16 protein-coding genes and 1 riboswitch are annotated in these 18,731 nt (G+C 42.8%); of the genes, 12 read left to right on the top strand and 4 right to left on the bottom strand.

Annotated elements, in window-relative coordinates:
- The first annotated feature begins 231 nt into the window (after positions 1 to 231).
- A riboswitch (TPP riboswitch) is annotated at positions 232 to 329 on the top strand.
- Positions 330 to 407: 78 nt separating this feature from the next.
- From tenA to JUE95_RS06935, 3 genes are all read left to right on the top strand, one after another.
- A complete protein-coding gene (tenA, locus tag JUE95_RS06945; RefSeq protein WP_235995301.1) occupies positions 408 to 1,073 on the top strand; it encodes a thiaminase II in 666 nt (221 codons plus the stop codon).
- Between the two features lie 65 nt (positions 1,074 to 1,138).
- Positions 1,139 to 1,615: a GNAT family N-acetyltransferase gene (locus JUE95_RS06940; RefSeq protein ID WP_203650212.1), complete on the top strand. Its 477-nt coding sequence runs from the start codon at positions 1,139 to 1,141 to the stop codon at positions 1,613 to 1,615.
- A gap of 106 nt (positions 1,616 to 1,721) precedes the next feature.
- Complete coding sequence (locus JUE95_RS06935) at positions 1,722 to 2,543, top strand: HAD-IIB family hydrolase (protein WP_203650210.1); 822 nt, start codon at positions 1,722 to 1,724, stop codon at positions 2,541 to 2,543.
- 63 nt (positions 2,544 to 2,606) lie between these two features.
- Here JUE95_RS06935 and JUE95_RS06930 read toward each other — a convergent pair whose 3' ends face one another.
- The 3 genes from JUE95_RS06930 to JUE95_RS06920 all read right to left on the bottom strand — a co-directional run bounded on the left by JUE95_RS06930 (position 2,607) and on the right by JUE95_RS06920 (position 4,585).
- A complete protein-coding gene (locus tag JUE95_RS06930) occupies positions 2,607 to 3,026 on the bottom strand; it encodes an OsmC family protein (protein WP_203650208.1) in 420 nt (139 codons plus the stop codon).
- Between the two features lie 144 nt (positions 3,027 to 3,170).
- Complete coding sequence (locus JUE95_RS06925; RefSeq protein WP_203650206.1) at positions 3,171 to 3,809, bottom strand: LysM peptidoglycan-binding domain-containing protein; 639 nt, start codon at positions 3,807 to 3,809, stop codon at positions 3,171 to 3,173.
- Between the two features lie 392 nt (positions 3,810 to 4,201).
- Positions 4,202 to 4,585 carry a hypothetical protein gene (locus tag JUE95_RS06920; RefSeq protein WP_203650204.1) on the bottom strand — a complete coding sequence of 128 codons (384 nt, stop codon included), beginning with the start codon at positions 4,583 to 4,585 and terminating at the stop codon, positions 4,202 to 4,204.
- A 126-nt stretch (positions 4,586 to 4,711) separates the two neighbouring features.
- Between JUE95_RS06920 and JUE95_RS06915 the strand changes: the two genes are divergently transcribed.
- The 7 genes from JUE95_RS06915 to JUE95_RS06885 all read left to right on the top strand — a co-directional run bounded on the left by JUE95_RS06915 (position 4,712) and on the right by JUE95_RS06885 (position 13,577).
- Complete coding sequence (locus JUE95_RS06915) at positions 4,712 to 5,395, top strand: VIT1/CCC1 transporter family protein (RefSeq protein ID WP_203650203.1); 684 nt, start codon at positions 4,712 to 4,714, stop codon at positions 5,393 to 5,395.
- Between the two features lie 11 nt (positions 5,396 to 5,406).
- A complete protein-coding gene (locus tag JUE95_RS06910) occupies positions 5,407 to 6,114 on the top strand; it encodes a VIT1/CCC1 transporter family protein (RefSeq protein ID WP_203650201.1) in 708 nt (235 codons plus the stop codon).
- Positions 6,115 to 6,402: 288 nt separating this feature from the next.
- Positions 6,403 to 7,848 carry a glycan biosynthesis hexose transferase WsfD gene (gene wsfD / locus JUE95_RS06905; protein WP_203650200.1) on the top strand — a complete coding sequence of 482 codons (1,446 nt, stop codon included), beginning with the start codon at positions 6,403 to 6,405 and terminating at the stop codon, positions 7,846 to 7,848.
- Complete coding sequence (locus JUE95_RS06900) at positions 7,838 to 9,442, top strand: hypothetical protein (RefSeq protein WP_203650199.1); 1,605 nt, start codon at positions 7,838 to 7,840, stop codon at positions 9,440 to 9,442. Before wsfD ends, JUE95_RS06900 begins: the two co-directional genes overlap by 11 nt.
- Positions 9,442 to 10,692, top strand: a complete 1,251-nt coding sequence (locus JUE95_RS06895) for a glycosyltransferase family 2 protein (RefSeq protein ID WP_203650249.1) — start codon at positions 9,442 to 9,444, stop codon at positions 10,690 to 10,692. Before JUE95_RS06900 ends, JUE95_RS06895 begins: the two co-directional genes overlap by 1 nt.
- Positions 10,640 to 12,730 carry a cellulose biosynthesis cyclic di-GMP-binding regulatory protein BcsB gene (locus JUE95_RS06890; RefSeq protein WP_203650198.1) on the top strand — a complete coding sequence of 697 codons (2,091 nt, stop codon included), beginning with the start codon at positions 10,640 to 10,642 and terminating at the stop codon, positions 12,728 to 12,730. Before JUE95_RS06895 ends, JUE95_RS06890 begins: the two co-directional genes overlap by 53 nt.
- Positions 12,720 to 13,577: a diguanylate cyclase gene (locus JUE95_RS06885; RefSeq protein ID WP_203650197.1), complete on the top strand. Its 858-nt coding sequence runs from the start codon at positions 12,720 to 12,722 to the stop codon at positions 13,575 to 13,577. Before JUE95_RS06890 ends, JUE95_RS06885 begins: the two co-directional genes overlap by 11 nt.
- A 65-nt stretch (positions 13,578 to 13,642) precedes the next feature.
- Here the strand turns inward: JUE95_RS06885 and JUE95_RS06880 are convergent, their stop codons facing one another.
- Entirely contained in the window at positions 13,643 to 15,049 is a 1,407-nt protein-coding gene (locus JUE95_RS06880; RefSeq protein WP_203650196.1) for an FAD-dependent oxidoreductase, read from the bottom strand.
- Between JUE95_RS06880 and JUE95_RS06875 the strand changes: the two genes are divergently transcribed.
- Both JUE95_RS06875 and JUE95_RS06870 read left to right on the top strand, forming a co-directional pair.
- A complete protein-coding gene (locus tag JUE95_RS06875) occupies positions 14,981 to 15,838 on the top strand; it encodes an EAL domain-containing protein (protein ID WP_373305671.1) in 858 nt (285 codons plus the stop codon). The two genes, JUE95_RS06880 and JUE95_RS06875, sit on opposite strands and share 69 nt — an antisense overlap.
- Before the next feature lie 223 nt (positions 15,839 to 16,061).
- Positions 16,062 to 18,593 (top strand): collagen-binding domain-containing protein, encoded by a 2,532-nt coding sequence (locus tag JUE95_RS06870; protein WP_203650193.1) that lies wholly within the window; start codon positions 16,062 to 16,064, stop codon positions 18,591 to 18,593.
- The last annotated feature ends 138 nt before the right edge of the window (positions 18,594 to 18,731 follow it).

Below are 18,731 nucleotides of genomic sequence, written 5' to 3'. Positions count from 1 at the left end.
CCTTTAGGAAGGTCTGATTGGCTGAATTTTTTATGAAAACAAGTTACATCAGGGAAGTCAGACTGAAATCTGGGAAGATAGTCTGTCGTTTTCATGAAAGTTTCAGCTTGTCAGTAATTATTAAAAGAACATTAAAGAAATAATTTGAAAAGTTTAATTAATAGTAACATGAGTCATTGCATTTAAAAAGGGATTTCCACTTTTTTAATGAGAAACATGCTATACTCAAACTATATTAACTAGGGGCGCAAATTGCTGAGACGGTCATTGTACCGAACCCTTTGAACCTGTGAGCTAACCCTCGCGAAGGAAAGTTAACGTGTATCTTGCGATTAAACTGCCGGCCAGGGTTTCTCTGGCCGGCTTTTTCGATTCAGCAGTTTTCGTCGCTCGAGGAGGTTTTTTTATTGTTTACAGATCAGATTCATCAAGCAGCGGCACCATTTTGGCAGAAGAGTTTTGAGCATCCTTTTATTCATGAATTGCAGGCTGGCACATTGCCTAAGGACGTTTTTCGTTACTACTTGATACAGGATCGCTACTACCTCAGCGAATTTGGCAAATTGCATGAACTGGTGGCTGATCAGGTCGATGATGACCACGGTAAGCAGTTCTTATTGGCGGGTGCTCAAGGGCTAAAAGACGGCGAGATTGCCGTTCGTGAGGGGTTCTTTGAACAGTTAGGAATCACGCCGGATGAGGTTGCCAGCACACCAATTGCACCAACGGCCTATAACTACGTTAACCATATGTACGCGGAACTTTATCGGGGGACACCGCAGCAGGCGATTGCAGGATTGCTACCGTGTTACTGGCTCTATAATCAAATCGGTCAGCACCTAGTAGCAAAGGGTTCACCAGTGAAACTGTATCAGCGCTGGATCGAAACCTATGATAGTGATGACTACACTGACAGCGTGGATCAGATGATTGCGTTAACGAATCAAGTTGCCAATCAATCGGATAACACGATTAAAAATAAAATGAAAACGTCATTTATCCGCAGCAGTGCCTATGAACTAGCATTTTGGCAAATGGCACTGGATAAACAGAAGTGGCAAGTAACCGCCTAGATTTTCTCATCTTCCTCTAATCTGGTATAATATCAGACAAACATATTAAGGAAGATGATCTACATATGAAAATTAGAGAAATTAAACCAGCAGACGATTCTCAGATGGCCAAGATCCTCAGGACATCTCTGGAACAACTGCATCTGAATTTACCAGGGACAGCTTATTTTGACCCGTTCGTTGACCACTTAAGTGAATGGTATCAGCAGACGCCAGCTGCTAAGTATTTTGTGGCGGTATCAGATAGCGACCGAGTGGTTGGCGGTTGCGGTGTCGGACCAATCGCACCAGAGCAGGGAATTGCTGAATTGCAGAAACTATACGTTGACCCCAATTATCGGCATCACGGTGCGGCAGCCCAGCTGCTGCCAGCCTGTTTCTCGTATGCGAAAGCGCATTATCAATCGCTTTACTTGGAAACTTTTGCATCAATGAAAGCAGCCAATCAGCTGTATACCAAGGTCGGGTTTAAGCAGTTGGATCGGCCACTTTCACAATCAGAACACGGAGCCTGCGATACGTGGTACCTGATGACATTGTAGAATGACAGAGTTTAAAAAATTGGTAGGATTGTGAATTTTAAATGCAGAGGACCTTATTTTCCGGTATCATGAGTAGTATGAAGAATATCAGAAGTGGGGTAATCGAATGATCAAGATGGTAGCAGTTGATATGGATGGCACTTTTTTAAACGACAAGCGCCAGTATGATAAGGCACTATTTTTATCGCTGTTTAAGCAGATGAAGGCGCGTCATATTCATTTCGTTGCTGCCAGCGGGTCTCAGTATCAGCGATTGCGGCACGAGTTTGCCGAGGTTGCCGATCAGATGGACTACATCTCACAAAATGGCGCAATCGTGCACAGCGGCAATCAGCTCCAGCATATTGAAGCAATCAGCGATGAAGAAGTTCACGGTGTGATTCAGTTGCTACGGAAAACGTTTGAACCGGGCTTGATCAATCAGGAAGTTGTTTCCGGTCTTCACGGGACCTATGTCAATCGCGATATGGATCCTGAAGTTTTGAAAATTGTGAAGTATTATTATCGGCCGGTGATTGGCGTTGATAATCTGGCTACCATCGCGGGCAAAAAGGTGAAGGACCAGTTTACTAAACTGGCTATTAGCTTCACGCCTGGAATCAATTTTGACCGTGCTTCAGCCAAGCTAGCCAAGGCATTACCTGCTAAGTTAACGAATGAGACTTCTGGGTTTAACACGGACTTGGTGGGCTCAGCTAATGCCACTAAACGTTCTGGCATTCGAATTTTGCAAGACCATTACCAAATTGCTGATGATGAGTTGATGACTTTCGGCGATAACGAAAATGACTTGAGCATGCTGACCATGACACCGCATAGTTTTGCTATGAAAAATGCGGCGAATAAGATTCGCCACTCAGCTGCCCACGTCACTCAGTTTGATAATAACCACAATGGCGTGTTGGAAACTTTAAGAATGGCACTTTAGATAAGAAGGATAAAGCAGCATAGTGAGAAGTCGTTGACTACTCACTATGCTGCCTTTGTTTGCTTATGATTCAAATGAAATATCCATCGGTATGGCGCCCACCAGAGATTCGTGAACGGTGCACTTTTTAACCACTTCGTTTAAGAAAGCTTGGTGATCTGCGGGTGTCAGGTTGGTTTCTGCAGTGACTTTAATACCAATGTGAGTCACTTTGGAGGTGCCGTCATCAAAGGTCGTTGTTTCACCAGAAACGTCGACTTTAAACTTCTTAACGGTTAAATGTTCTCGCGAGTTTTCAATTTCACGTGCCGTAACACTCATACAGCTGCCAACAGCGCCTAATAAGTATTGAACGGGATTAGGTGCGGCATCGGTCCCTTTGGCCACTAACGGCTCGTCAGCTAAGTAAGTATGACCGCCGGTTTGGTTCATAACCTGCTCACCAGCTGGCCTTAAGGTTGAATGTACGATATATTTTCCCATTTTAAGTACCTCCAGATATTATTTTCCCCATTGTAGCACAGGAACAACTCAAGACGCTGCTGACGTGACTGTGGCTTTACACGAGTACCAAAAAACGGACTTCCCTAAAAAGGAAAGTCCGTTATTATTTGAATTTAATTGGGTTTAGCCAACAACACGAACTTGAATCGATTGACGACCAAATTGCATTGCTTCTGAGTTAGTCATGGAGATGTCTAGCTGGTTGGGATTGCTGTAAGCAAAAGTACCAGTATCATTAACAACTCGGTTTTCTGTATGACCATCTTGGAACTTGATTTCAAGTTGAGTACCCTTTGGGTAGCGGCTTAAAGCAGCAGCTACACCAGTACCAGTTGGAATCGAGGTCCCTTGACCACCAGCAGCAACTTCTGGATCGTACGCCGTTGCAACCATGGTTGTCCACCCGCTAGTAGCCGTTTTACTAGTAGCAGTCTTAGTTGTTGATTGTTTTGATTTATTGCTGTTTGTATTGTTGCTTGAAGTATTATCCGTTAATGGCTTGATTCTTGGGCTCTTATCAGCCTTGGCACCAGTAGGAATAGTTAACTTTTGATTTGGTAAAATAACAGCGCTGGCAGAACTGAGTGAGTTAGCATTAACAATCGCCTTAGTAGTGGTGTTGTTATCCTGAGCGATGCCCCAAAGGCTGTCGCCTGATTTAACAGTGTATTGTTTAGCGGAAGCAGAGATAGTAGCAAAACCGAGACCGATTAAAGTACCGAACATGACTAAACTACGTGAAACTAATGATTTTGGTAACATAAAATGTATGACCAACCTTTCGATATCATGCCGTTAAGCATAGGGATTAAATTAATTAAACTATAAGATAAGTATTATTTATCCTTACCACGAGTATTACTATAACATGCTAAATCTGCATTTCAGTAACAGATTCACTACATTAAATTCGAAATGAGTCATGTTTTTGAAATGTTGTAACATTCATGTAATATGCAGAAATATGAAAGCGCCACGTAACAAATATGTTACAGCTTATTAATAAAGAAATTAAAAAATGAGGATATTGAAGTGATGAATTTTGAGTATAAACGTGGAGAGTTAGTGAAATAGCATTAAAAAGCACCGCTCTTTTCAGGTTTCAAAAAAAGCAATGCTTTAGCTGATATCTCGATTGAAATGTTAAGGGAATATTACAAAAGTGCCGACGCAGCGACTTCATCGATTGATAAGCCGTTGTATAGAAAGGGATTCCGTGTAAAAAGCAAGTACTCTGGTGCATGAGTTTTTCTCCAGGAGTGAAGTTGATTAATCGAAATTGGTAACGGAATAGTTGAGTGATCATGATTTAAATTTAAGACGAAAATGAGTTGCTGCGAGGAATAGGTCAGATTTGCACTCACCAAATCTAAATAAGCCTGACCAATCTTTTTGGCCAAGCCATCTAAAGAAATTTGTTTAAGTTCGTTTAAGTGTGTTTCAAATGCGGAACGTTGTGCATCAGAAAGGGGCGCAACTAGAAGCGCATCACGAGTGATTATGTATAATTGACGAAAATTTACTATTTTATCTTCCATATATACCGCCGCTTTATGTCAATGTATTCGAAAAAAAACGCAAAAGTATTTTACATTTGCCTAAAGAAAGTCTAGAATGGTGTTTGTAGATAAGAATAATTCTAAAGTAGAGAGAAGGTTAATTCTATGAAAAAGAAGCAAACTCTTGCACAACGGATCAACATTATGCGTGCCTCCGTTATGGGTGCCAATGATGGTATCTTATCGGTTGCCGGTATCGTTATTGGTGTCGCTGGTGCCACGACCAACAACTTTGCTATCTTTATTTCTGGTATTTCAGGAATGCTGGCCGGTACGGTATCCATGGCGATGGGTGAATACGTCTCCGTGAACACACAAAAGGATGCGCAGCGGCGAGCAATCATGAACCAAAAAGACGCACTAGCTAACAGTTATGATGATGAATTTAACTTCGTCAAGCAAAAGTACGTTAATGAAGGTATCGATCCGCAGTTAGCAGAACAGGCTACTAACGAAATGATGGATCAGGATTCGTTGGTCACAACTGTCCGGGAACGTTACGGATTCGATGTTGGTGAATATACGAGTCCATACGCGGCAGCAATTGCCTCGATGATTTCGTTTCCTATTGGCTCCATTCTACCACTATTGGCGATTACAATGTTACCCACATCAATCAGAGTTTTTGGTACTTTTGTGGCGGTGGTAATTGCTTTGGCCATTACTGGTTTTAGCGCAGCCACCCTAGGGAACGCTAAGCGTGGTAACGGTGTTTTCAGAAATGTTGTGTCGGGTGTATTAACGATGCTTGTGACGTACGCTATCGGTACTTTAATTGGTCATGTATAGGGGGACTCTAAATGAGTGAGATAGCTATCAAACCAAAAAAGAAAAAGTCCACCCAAACGATGGAAGAGAAGTTAAACACTTTACGTGCGGGTGTCTTAGGTTCCAATGATGGGATCCTAACCGTTGTTGGTGTGCTGTTTAGTGTGGCGGTTGCGACACCTAACCAGTTTACGATTTTTATCGCGGGTCTGTCTGATCTGTTAGCTTGTGCCTTTTCAATGGCATCTGGTGAATACGCGTCAGTCAGCACGCAAAAGGATACTGAAGAATCAGTTGTTAGAACGGAAAGCCGGTTGTTGAAAACTGATTATCAAGCTGAACTTGAAGCGGTGATCAACCACTATACTGATCGTGGTGTAACTGAAGCGACGGCGACTAAGATTGCTAATGAACTAATGGCTAAAAAGCCGTTGGAAACAGTGGTTAACGTTAAGTATGATTTAAAGCTGAACCACTATATGAATCCTTGGTACGCTGCTTTTTCTTCATTATTCTCAGCGTCTGCCGGTGGTGTTTTCCCGCTGCTTGCAATGACCTTATCTCCAGTTTCGATTCAATGGCCAGTCACCATTTTAGCGGTCTGTTTCTCAGTTGGCCTTACTGGGTTTATGAGTGCGAAACTGGGTAATGGTTTAGTAAAAACAGCCATTATTCGAAACATTATTGTGGGTATTATTACCATGATTATTCACTACAGTGTTGGGCTTCTGTTGAAATAATAGCTTATTTGATTATCTGGATTGTTATATTTTCTCTCAGTGGAAAATGTGACAGTCTTTTTTTGTGCCGTAATTAAAAAGGCTGTTTCGGTCATTTTTTGATTTTTGAATCAATTTTATACGCTAGTAATGCCGGTGTAACAGCTGCCATGCAATTTTTATATCTTCCCCAGAAATGAGACATTCTTTCACCTTAGAATTTTAGTGTCTTTTTATTGTACGTAAAATCTTCTTCAGGTAATATAAAATGGTCTATACTACCAAAGCGATTAACTGGGGGTGCGATGATTGAAAAAGATAACCCAATCGATAAAAATGAATCCAGCGATACTTGCGGTTAGCCTGTGTGCACTGATCGTGGGCTGGCTGATTTTTCTTACCCCAATTCATGGTTACTCGGATAACGGTGATTTTCAGTACTTAATGGCGACTAACGATCTTTACGGTCTGCCGCACGCAAAAGCTGGTTATGTTGTTCAGCACTACGGGTTAATGAAGTATTATAATCCGCTGCATTTAAATCATTTGACGACTCAGTCAGCGGTTATTCAGATTGCAGTCGGCTTGAATCGATTATTATATAGCCAGACTATTTTTGATGTTCGATTCTTAGGAGCGGTTCACTATGTGCTCTATCTTGGTGGCGTAGCGGTTTTGGTAAAGGGGCTTATCGGTAACGAAAACCGGCTTCGTAATTACCTGATGACTGTGGCTGTCGTTATATTTGTAGCTGATTCATCCTTTACACTGTACTTTAATTCCTTTTATCCCCAGGCATTGGCCTTTATTCTGCTACTCTACTTGGTTGGGTTTGCGCTATTAATTATTCGTTACAAAACTGTAAACAACTGGCTAACGGTGGGCTTTTACGTCAGCGCCATTCTTTTACTAATGGTGCATGAATCTACTAGTTTGCTGATTATTGGAATTGTGATCATCAGTGTTGGCATTTTACTGCTGCCGAGTCGTCAGTGGATTCATGGGTCCGCAGCGGTAGTTACCTGCTTACTCCTTTTTACCTGCTGGGTCTCGGCAAATAATATAACACGGGAAGTACGGGCTGTGAATAAGTATCAAGCCGTGACGCAGGGGCGGCTATTGGCCACGTCGCATCCAGAATCAATTGCCGCAACCAGCCATATTGATGAGCAGTTTTCATTGATGAAAGGCCGAAGCTACTATCCGGCAGCTTATGCACCATTAGAACCAGAGGGGCATTATATTCAGGAAAATTTCAGTCAACACTATGATTTGCCCTGGCTATTGCTTGAGTATACTGAGCATCCGCACCAGTTCAGTTTGCTCCTGGATAAATCAGCTAAAAATATGATGGTGCTGAGACCTAAATTAACCGGAACACGAGAAAAACAAGCGGGGGGTAAACCGTTTCAGAAAACTAGGTATTTTTCACTTTTTAGCTATATAGCGGGTACTTATTATCCGAAGACGTATGGCTTTAACTGTCTGTTGGCATTTGCCATTATGGTTATTTACTGCGGCGGGCTGATCAGGGAATCAAGCAAACAAAATCAAGCAGTGAAATCTCATTTCTGGCTGGTTTTAGGCTTGCTTTCAGTCGTGGTATTAGTGCCGCCTGTTGTTATCGTTCTTTATGGGACAGCCAATTTTGTGATCCATATGCTACCAGTCGCAGTTTGTCTGTCACTTTCTAGCTTCATTTTGTTAAGCGATGTTGTACAGCATCGACTTTGGAGGAATCGTGATGTTACGTAAACCTTATTTTTGGGGATTCTTAATCTTGTTGATTCTAGTCGTTGGGTTTGGAAAATTAGCTATTCATGCAGAAGCAGCCGGCAGTCGATCCGTGATGCTGGTCTATGATTCAAAGAACATTGCTCACCATGGTGATTTAGAGCTTGATCGGTGTCAGCGGCTGCTGACTAGTTTAGGGCTACCGGTAAAAACGGTTCAGCTTAATCAATATCAGGCAGCGGATTTACAGAACGGTCGGTATCGCGGCGTGATTACGCTGATTAATTGGGAACAGTCCAAAAACCGGAACCGGGCATTTGAACACGATCGTAGAGTTTTTGATGGTCCTAAACTGCATATTGGCCCTGGACTGCAGGCGGATGAAAGGCAAGAACTGGGTGGTAAGTTTAAAACGCTAGTGCACCAGCAGCTTACGAGCCATCAGGGACGGGTGAGTCAACCACTATCGACTAATCAACCAATTTTAGTTCGTGATCAGCAATCAGATAGCACATCGTCAGTAGGCTGGTTAAGCAGCCAAAATCATCCTATAAAGAAGTATTCGTACGGCGTTAAAAACGGTAACACCAGATTTCTACCAGAACTCGGAAGCGATGGTTTATCAATTGCCCTGGCTGGTCAATTAATTGCCAAACTGTTTAAAGTTACTGTTCACAATCAGTTGCCCTTGCTGACAATCACTGGCATTACTCCGTATACCAAACTAGAAGATCTATCCCGACTGGTTAACCAGTTAGCAACGCAGGGCTTTCCATTTGCACTGAGTATTGTCAGCGTTGAACGGAATACAGACTTGAAGGCCTTTCACCGGTATACGAAAGTGCTTAGAAAGGCTGAAGAGGCTGGCGGGGTCATCTTTTTGCGCCCGTCCACTGAAACTGGGACACAACGGCTAAACGAAGCCGAGCTGCGGTCGGTTTTTCAAACGGAACTTGCTAGTTTGAGCGCGGATCGGGTGCTGCCAGTAGGGATCAGCGCGCCAGGGTATTGGAATCGGTCGAACCGAAGGCAAAGAGCGGTTTTAAATAGTGCCTCTCACGTTCTCCTACTGCCGGATCAACCGCAGCGACTTGAAGAGATCCCGGTTGAACCGGAGCCAATGATTACTAACGAGAACCGGTTTAAGACTGGCATTGTCGGTGTCCCGTTGAAGGCAATAGAGACTGTGAGTTGGCAAAACGAGCTTAAATTTGTACAGCCAACTGCTCTATTAGTACCCATGCCCACAAATCGGGATGGCATCGATCGATTAATACAGCAGCTGCATGGCAGCAATATACGGTGGCTTGACCCCGTGAAAAATCATTTAAAGACATCAATTAAAGCAGGATCAGTTTTATTTGATTATCGTTCAGGACAGTATTTCTTTAACCGTGAACCCGTAACGGATTTGGATGCGGATGTAGAGAATTTAGCAAATGGCGACAGTCAAGCTGAACCGACAACTTGGATGAACCGGGTTATTCAATGGCAATCACAAGCATTGCTGTGGCTGTTTGCTGGAATCGGCCTAATTCTAGCTGGATTATTAGTGCTTGGCTGGCGAATCTATCGTAGCAAGTTCATTCACTCCCGTGACATAAAAGAGAGGTGATTATTATTTTAAACAGTTTGTTATTCATTACGATAATTGCAATCTGGGGAATCTTAATCGTTAATCTGATTCTCACGATTGCGGGGTATTTCTACTATTTAAGGTGGCATCGAAGACCAATGCCAAAATTATCTGCGGAGGTACCGTTTGTTTCAATCCTAGTACCGGCGCACAACGAGGGTAAAGTGTTACAAAAGACGGTTCAGGCGCTACTTAAATTTGATTACCCGTGGGACCGGTATGAGTTGATTATCATCAACGATAATTCTAGCGATAACTCTGCGGCGCTACTGAGTAAGATGCAGAGGGACTATTTCAACCGGAACTTTCAGGTCATCAATACTAATGCTCAAACCGGCGGAAAGGGCAAGTCTAACGCGTTAAATATTGGTCTCAAACAAGCTAAAGGAACCATTATTTCCGTTTACGATGCGGATAATACTCCGGAAGCAGGTGCACTGCGATACCTCGTTGCGACATTAATGCGGGACCATAAATTGGGGGCGGTGATTGGTAAGTTTCGAACCCGGAATCGAAATGCCACAATGCTGACCCGGTTTATCAACGTTGAAACGCTGGCTTTTCAATGGATGGCACAGGCTGGTCGTCAGCAACTGCTACAGCTTTGCACGATTCCAGGAACCAATTACGTTATCCGTCGAGACTTGCTGGAACAGATTGGTGGCTGGGATGTAAAGGCATTGGCTGAGGATACTGAAATCAGCTTTCAAGTGTATCGGCTAGGGAAATGGATCGCATTTCAGCCATTAGCGGTTACTTGGGAACAGGAACCGCAAACGCTAGATGTTTGGTTCCATCAGCGCACGCGGTGGGTGAAGGGCAACATCTACGTTATCTTGAAAAACTTAGGCTTACTGTTTCAGACGGATGCGAAGGTGATTTGGTTTGATCTGCTGTACTTCATGAGTACCTATTTTCTGCTGATGTGTTCACTGGTGTTCTCGGACGTTATCTTTGTTTTATCAGTAGCGGATCTCGTGCACATCACGTTGCAAGATTACAGCGGTACAGTTTGGCTGGTCGCAATTTTATTGTTTATTCTGAGCACGTTTGTGGCAATTACGACTGAAAAGGGCGAAATGACTATCGGAAATTTAGGTATCATCAGTTTGATGTACTTTATTTATAGTCAGATGTGGCTGGCGGTGGCAATCTATGGAATGGTGGGGTATATTCGTGAACAAATTTTTCATCAACAAGCCAAATGGTATAAAACGAAGCGTTATTAATAGTAGTCTTGCGGTATTGACGTTAATTTTGTTTTTCTTTAGTAGTGGAGAAAAAGCGGCTGCTAAGCAGTATACGCAGCCGTTTCAAAATAGCACAATGTCATTAGCGGGTAAGGCAGTTCAATCTAATATGTATTTTGTGAAGATGGGTTATTGGGACGTGAAAAAGGCGACCTTAAATCTTAATTTCCAAGTTTCTCAACTGAATGATCGGCAGATTTCAGATATTACTGTGACGGTGAACGGAGTGACTTTTTATTCCTTCCGGCCGTCTGCAACTAAGGGATTCCAGTCAAAACATATCAGTATTCCGAAGCAGCTCATTGAGTCGCAAAATAACTTACAGGTGGAGGGACAGTTACTTAATCAACAAGCCAAAACAGTTCAGACGCCAGCTAATTGGCTGACGGTAGATAAGACCAGTAACGTTAACTTTGACTACGAGATTGAAAAACCGACGAATCAAATTAATGATTTCTACGGTCATATGACTGGTGCAGATACGATTGCAGAGAATCAGTCGGTAGTGGAAACACCGTTGCAGGCGACGGATGATGAGCTGACAGCAGGGTTACGTGCCTTGACCGGAATGACCCGGTTTGTCACGTCAGAAGACCGACAGCTGCCAATCAAACCACTTGGGAAGGGCGAACATTCAGGTTTCAGGATGGTAATTGCTCGCTTTGATCATTTACCGCAAAGTCTAAAAGCCCATCTGCCACGACAAAAATTAGCCGATCATGCGGTTATTAAAGTGGTTAAAGCAGGTCGGCAAAACATATTGGTGGTCACGTCACAGTCTAACGATCTGCTCGAGAAAGCAGCCCAATTCGTGGCTAATGAGGAATTGATGCAAGAGACAACTCAAACAACGAAGTGGATCGGTTTAGAGACCAAGACTTTCACATCGGTACTGCAATTTCAAGGGCGCCAGCCGTTAACGGAAAGCGACGAACCCGTTCAAGGCGCTGGTCACCACGTGAAGACCTTTTTTGTTCAGTTGCCTAATGATCAAATGAATGCGGCTGGCTCAACGATTAATTTACACACGCGTTACGCTAAAAACTTGGATTTCAAACGGTCATTAGTGACCATCAAGGTAAATAATCAGGCCATAGGCAGTCAGCGGCTGAGCCGTCAACGTGCGGATAATGATACTGTAAGTGTAAAGTTGCCAGCACATATGCCGTTAAATGGGGCCTTTACTATTCAGGCTGATTTTGATCTCATTCCTCAAGGAGAAGAACTGGCTGCTCCTGATCAAAGTGTATGGGCAACCGTACTTTCGGATTCCTACGCGGTAATTCAATCCAAACAGTATCGAGATCTCTTATTTGACAACTATCCGAGTGTCTTTATGAAGGGCCAAGCGGTTCACAATTTGGCATTGGTACGGCCTAATCGGCTGACGGATAACGATTTTGCGACCATGTCCAATTTGTTTGGTTTAATCGGTAATTATGCCAAACAAAATACCGGCGAGTTTAAGGTTTATCATGATAAGCCTAGTGCGACGGTACTAACGCAATCAAACGTACTCGTTTTTGGAACCCCGAACACGACACCGCTAATTAAACAGCTGAACAACTATTTATATTTTCAATACAACTCAGATTTCACCGGGTTTAAAAGCAACGAAAAATTGAGCTTGGAGGATCAGTACGCAAAGCGAATCGGAACGGCGCAGCTAGTACGTTCACCATTCAATCAGCACCACGGGCTGTTGGTTGTAACCGGTGCGCACGATGATGGTGTTTATCGCGCGTCGACCCAGTTGAATCGACAGGTAAAATTAGAACAGTACCAAAAAGCGGACGCCATCGTTGTGGATGATAATAATCAGCACTATAGTTACCGCTTTAAGAAGCAAAAACTGTTAAAGGACGATTCATTAAACGTTGGTTTTCACCAGCACGGCCATTTCTGGTCGTATATGGGACTCTCATTACTAGCGATCGCTTTCTTTGGCTTCGTGGTGGCTTCAATTTTATGGCATAACGGTTTACTAAAACGAAAGGGGAATTGGCATGAACGTTGATGATCGTGGTCGGGCAAGTCTACAGGCAGATATTGGTTTAGTTACTTTTGTGACGTTGATCAGCTTCACAACGATTTTGGTAGGGATATCAGCAAATCTAATTTGGAACATGATTTATCTTGGATTCACGATGGTGGTCATGCTGATTACTTATTTTTATGGTTTGATTCCTGGCATGTTGAGTAATTTGCTTTTTATTTTTTGCCAGGTTGTGGCAACGGCGTATATCAACGTTTCTTTGAATCAGACGATCCCTCTGAAAATGGCCTTTTGGCTCATACTGCCAGGGCTGCTCAGCAGTTCGTTAGCCATGATGACGAGTAGGCAGCAGCAACTGCAGTTTTATAATCACAAACTGCGAAATCAGTTAACCGAACGGGGAGCTTTCGACGCTCAAACTAACTTACGGACACTAGTTGCCTTTACCGTGGACGCTAGAGTGTATATTGAAAATCACCGCCGGTTTGACCTGCCAGTAACGATGCTAGTTTTTCGAATTCGCTATTATCAAGAGTTACAGCGGATGCTGAGTGACGAACAAAATCATATTTTATTACGGGTTATTTCTGATACGCTAACCACCACAGCTGCGGATAATGACCTAGCCTATTTTTTAGATCCAGAAGAACCGACTTGGGGAATGATGCTGCATTCTAATGAACAGCAGGCTAAACAGATCGTTGAACAAATCAAGCAGAACTTTCTGAAGGAACTGCGTAGCGATAACCAGTTAGAGCAGCTGGATACTTCGTTGACTGCTGGATTAGCGAGCTGGAATGCCACAACGATGGACAGTCCTTACGATTTAATGAAGCAGGGCATCAGGGAAACTGAATATGATGTGTAAGCATTTATATCTATAAACGTAAAAATCACGTTCAGCTTGATTCTTCACCTGAACGTGATTTTTGATTATGCTTTTTGATTAGGTTCTGTGTAACCAGGAGCGGTAAACCGCGGTTTCGTTCTACCAGCAGCGGCTTCTTGATTAATGGCTAGTTGAGCAACTTGATTAAGGTAGTTAAACGGAAAATCAAAGTTTGGCTGGAACAGCATATCAACAAATGCGAGGTCATCGATGGTGTTGTTATTTTGGATAGCAACGGAAACCGCGTTTGCGGACTGTGTAATATCGTGTTTGCTTAGTAGCTGAGCACCTAAGATGCGGCGGCTACCCTTATCGTAAACTAGCACAATGGTTAGTCGATCCGTAGATGGCATGTAATCTGGTCGCCAAGTACCATCAAAGGTCACACTGTCAGCATCGATGCCACGCTTAAGTGCATGCTTAAGTGTCAGCCCGGTAGTAGCTAGTGCGTAGCCGTAAAGTTTCAAAGCAGAACTGGCTTGGGTGCCAATGTACGGGTGGGTGTGATCAAAGATATTGTGCGCGACCAGCATTCCTTGACGGATGGCGACACTTGCCAGCGGTGTGTATGCTGGCGCACCAGTTGGATTGAAGCGGACCATGCAGCAGTCACCAGCAGCGTATATGTCAGGGTTAGAAGTTTGCAAGAAGCGGTTCGTTAAAAATGAACCGTGCCGTTCGATGTCAACTTGACCTGATAAGAGGGACGTGTTGGGGGTGAATCCAGTGCTAACAAGCGCAATATCCGCTTTAAAATCACCCTGATTCGTTTCAATGGTAATTTGATCAGTATCATCATTGCCGGTAAATGCGCTGACTTCGGTACCTAAATGAACGTCAACTTTATGGTCTTGCAATTTTTGGACAGCCCAATTGGACATATCATCATCGACATAATTATTTAAGATTTGTGAACGGGCTTGGAATAGTGTGACGTGATGGCCCGAACCAGAAAGGGCTTCGGCAAATTCAACCCCGGCGTAGCCAGCACCAATGATAGCGATGTTGTGAAAGTTTTGGGCGGCTTTGTAAATGGCTTGCGCTTGCTGGTAATTTTTACACAGTAAGACCCTAGTGTTATCAATACCGTACAGGGGCGGTACCATGACGGATGAGCCGGTAGTCATAATTAATTTGTCGTAAGCATCATTGAACACTTCGCCAGTATTCATGTTGGCTACCTGAATGGTGTGGGTGCTAGCATCAATCTTAAGAACATCGTGTTTATCGTGTACCGTAGCACCCATATCCCTTAATTCTTGGGGTGAAGAATAGAACATGTCTTCCAACCTCTTCACCTGTCCCTCAAGGTAAAGTGAAATCCCGCAGGATAGAAAGGAGAAGTTATCAGTTCGTTCGTAAATTGTTAAATCGGTTTCTGGGTGATTTTTCAAGATTTCTGTTGCTGCCACCGTGCCAGCGTGTGTACAACCAATAATAATGACTTTCATGCTTACAAACCCTCATTTCGTGAACAAATTAGTGAATACCGTCAGAATTTAAGCGAATCAGTAAAAAAGTATTTTATAAATGATATAATCAGATTTGAAAATAAGTTTAAGGGAGGCAATATCGTGTACAGGTACTTTATCCAACCACAACTGAATAAATTTACTAATTCACTGGTTGGATACGAAATGTTAATTCGTAAGTACGATGATGAGCGATGGCGGCTCCCGCAAAACTTTGCTGCAATTCCAGTGGATGAGCAGATTAGTTTATTAAAGAAAACGGCTCACCGGATTGGTTTAAAAGTGGACTCCATCTCGTTTAATCTGAATCGCCGTCAATTTATTGATCCCCACATGGAGGAAGCTCTGATTGACGTTCAGCACGAAATTTTTCCGGTTAAACTGATTATAGAGGTTACCGAGGAAGAAAGCGACCGACTTGTTTCTGAAGAAAAACTTCTGGCAAGTTGCAGGCGATATGCTGATAACGGGGTTCAAATCAGTTTAGACGATGTTGGCAGTGGTCGTAACACGTATGAGAACATTAAGCCACTACTGAAATACGCCGACGAAATTAAATTTGCCATGCAAAATTTTCGTAACGAGAATAAAGAGTGTAAAATTGTTGAGCAACTCCAATTCTGGAAAAAAATAGCTAATCAGTACCATATTCGATTAGTGGTCGAGGGTACTGAATCGGCCGAGGAAGATCAATTACTTGATGATTTAGATTTACCCTATCGTCAAGGCTACTTTTATGGTAAACCTCATCTCGTAAAATTGGAATAGGCGACTGATTCAAATCGTTATAAACCTTGACAAAACAGTCATTAGCGGAATTATGCTAATGGCTGTTTTCCGTATAAATTTAAAACAAGTTTGAATTTATTAATAAATTAATTAAGATTAGTTGAGTAATCAACCAAATGAATCCAGAAGTGGTATAGTTAAAATGTACTCATTCTTAATACATAGAATTATAAATTATAGCTAAGGAGTCTTGAAATCATATATGAAAATATCTAGTCAAGTTAATCGTATGGATCAGGGCGTAGTACGCCCATTTAGGTGCAACAATGAGAAGTGCTGGTTACATGCAGGCATTATCACGGTAACAATGATGACAGGATTCACTCTTAGCACAGCAATTGCCAGTGCCCAAATGACATCAACCAATAGTGTTTCAACAGTCCAAACAGTCCAAAAGAGCACAACGGAGGACACCTCAACAGTTGATGCGACTCAGGTACAGAGCAGTAAAAGCGTTGCTTCAGGCAGCACGAGTGAGACGGTTATCAAGCCAGCATCTGAAAATAATTCTGCTGCTAGTCAAACGAGTAGTTCAGAAAAGTCGGCTTCAAGTAATGTCATCCGCAACCCGTCTGAGAATAAAACTGAGAGTACAAACGGTACAATAAGTACCGCTAGTTCTGAAACCTCATCGATTGACGATACAGCTGTTAAAAGTAGTCAGCCAACTCAAACAAACAAAACCAGTAAAATTAATGATGATAGTGATTTAAAAAACTTTGGAGTTGATGTTGATAAGCTCAATTCAAACAACGTTTTAAAAGTCGCTTCTTTATTTCATATTTTTGCTAAGCAAGCGAGTTTAAACGCTGATACTAATGGTAATTTAGCTGTTGAGACTTTGAAAAAGGCTAATGATTTCGGTACTCGTGGTACTTCGGATAATTTAACTAAAGGTGACATTTATTATATTCAACAATTAGACTCAAATTTGATCAGCAATGCATTTAGAAATTCTACATTTAATCACGTTTTACTTGGAAAAGGGATTCAGGTAGCCACGGATACAAATAATAAAGTTACGATTAATGGCGTTCGGATTGATAATTTGAAGCCAGGAGAAGTTTCTCAGGATGCTAACGGTGAAACATATATTGATTTTGATCAAGTTTTTGCAGACCTCATCAAAGAGTCAACTGATTTTTCCAACCAAACAGATTCTGACGGAGTCAAAAAAGATTTTTCAGACCAAAATCAGCGATACGTTGATGTCACTAACGCTACTTCATCTAATGGCATCATTTATGTTAGCGTGCCAGTAAGTAATCTTAGTGCACCGCAGGCTTTCACGATTAAGGGTATTAGTAGTCTTAAAGATGGCGCGACTATTGTGATTAATGTTACTGATATTCCTACACAGGGTGTGCAAGATATCTCGACACAGATTCAGTTGGACTATAGTGATGGTGCTAAAAAAATCAACAATAGTGAATCACACAGTGAGCCTAATCACGTTTTATGGAACCTGGGTAACGGAAATCAAACGTTTAATTTTAATAGTGGTCGATTTATGGGCAGCATTCTTGCACCTAACGCTACTATTAATGCGGGTGTTAACATTGATGGCAACATTGTTGCAAATACAGTCAATATCGCTGGCGGGGAATCTCACCGATGGGATATTCAACCACGAACGGTAACGGATAATCCACAAGGCGAAGTACCAGATGGTATTCGAGCTTACTTCAAAGCGGGAGTGCCAACGGATGGCGTTCCACACACATATGTCCAAGGTGCAGTGCCGGATGGCATTCAAGCCTACTTTAAATCAGAAGTACCAACGCAAAACGTTCCGTACACTTATGCCCAAGGCGCAGTGCCGGATGGTATCCAGGCCTACTTTAAGTCGGAAGTACCGACAGGCAACGTTCCACACACATATGTCCAAGGTGCGGTGCCGGATGGTATCCAAGCTTACTTTAAAGCCGATTCACCAACGGATAGCGTTCCGCACACGTATGTCCAAGGCGACGTACCAGATGGTATTCGAGCCTACTTCAAAGCAGGATCACCAACAGATAGTGTTCCGCACACGTATGTCCAAGGTGCAGTACCAGATGGCATCCGAGCTTACTTCAAAGCAGGATCACCAACAGATAGTGTTCCGCATACTTATGTGCAAGGTGCAGTACCAGATGGCATTCGAGCCTACTTTAAGTCAGAGGTACCGACGGAAAACGTTCCGCACGCATATCCACAGGGCGAAGTACCGGATGGCATCCGGGTGTACTTTAGAGCAGAAGTACCGACGGAGAATGTACCACACACCACAGTTCCAAATGTGCCAACCCAGCCAACAACTCCGAGTCAGCCACAGCCGGCACAACCAACTACGCCGTCAACGCCACAACCTGCTCAACCAGTGCAGCCAGTACAACCAACAACGCCTCTACAGCCGAAACCAGGTAAAGTAATTACCACAGGTGTTGACGGGGATCGTTCACAGTCAATTATTAAGGCACATGAGCAATCTAAAAACGAACACTTAATTTCTGAAGATAGCGAGGCAGCACCACAGGCAGCCGCTGAATCGGAAAACAAGGTGTCAAATGATGGTTATCTAGTTTCAAAGAGTAGCGATATTAGACGACAATCAAAGCCTTCTGGCCCGCAGACTCACATGCCGCAATTAAACGAAGTTTCGGAAAAGCCAGTTTCAATTCTTGGTTATTCCTTACTTATTTTAAGCAGCTTAGTGAAATGGATGACCTTTAGAAAAAAGCGAGACAAATAATTAAACTTGATCAGTACTTTGATCCCCCAAAACAGCGATTATTATCGTTTTATCAAAGTATTCATCATGCATTAAAATGGGTTTCTCTCCGAACCCATAAAAATAACCGAGAAGATCAAATTTCGATCTTCTCGGTTA

Origin of the sequence: Secundilactobacillus yichangensis, from assembly GCF_016861565.1 — a bacterium.
GTDB classification, from domain to species: domain Bacteria; phylum Bacillota; class Bacilli; order Lactobacillales; family Lactobacillaceae; genus Secundilactobacillus; species Secundilactobacillus yichangensis.
The sequence above is the reverse complement of the archived record's forward strand: the minus strand, read 5'-3'. Positions and strand labels throughout refer to the sequence as shown.

Excerpts from the sequence above, each read along its gene's own strand:
- JUE95_RS06940 (WP_203650212.1), top strand. The coding sequence starts at position 1,139 with ATGAAAATTAGAGAAATTAAACCAGCAGACGATTCTCAGATGGCCAAG.
- JUE95_RS06935 (WP_203650210.1), top strand. The coding sequence starts at position 1,722 with ATGATCAAGATGGTAGCAGTTGATATGGATGGCACTTTTTTAAACGAC.
- JUE95_RS06930 (WP_203650208.1), bottom strand. The coding sequence starts at position 3,026 with ATGGGAAAATATATCGTACATTCAACCTTAAGGCCAGCTGGTGAGCAG.
- JUE95_RS06925 (WP_203650206.1), bottom strand. The coding sequence starts at position 3,809 with ATGTTACCAAAATCATTAGTTTCACGTAGTTTAGTCATGTTCGGTACT.
- JUE95_RS06920 (WP_203650204.1), bottom strand. The coding sequence starts at position 4,585 with ATGGAAGATAAAATAGTAAATTTTCGTCAATTATACATAATCACTCGT.
- JUE95_RS06915 (WP_203650203.1), top strand. The coding sequence starts at position 4,712 with ATGAAAAAGAAGCAAACTCTTGCACAACGGATCAACATTATGCGTGCC.
- JUE95_RS06910 (WP_203650201.1), top strand. The coding sequence starts at position 5,407 with ATGAGTGAGATAGCTATCAAACCAAAAAAGAAAAAGTCCACCCAAACG.
- JUE95_RS06900 (WP_203650199.1), top strand. The coding sequence starts at position 7,838 with ATGTTACGTAAACCTTATTTTTGGGGATTCTTAATCTTGTTGATTCTA.
- JUE95_RS06885 (WP_203650197.1), top strand. The coding sequence starts at position 12,720 with ATGAACGTTGATGATCGTGGTCGGGCAAGTCTACAGGCAGATATTGGT.
- JUE95_RS06880 (WP_203650196.1), bottom strand. The coding sequence starts at position 15,049 with ATGAAAGTCATTATTATTGGTTGTACACACGCTGGCACGGTGGCAGCA.
- JUE95_RS06870 (WP_203650193.1), top strand. The coding sequence starts at position 16,062 with ATGAAAATATCTAGTCAAGTTAATCGTATGGATCAGGGCGTAGTACGC.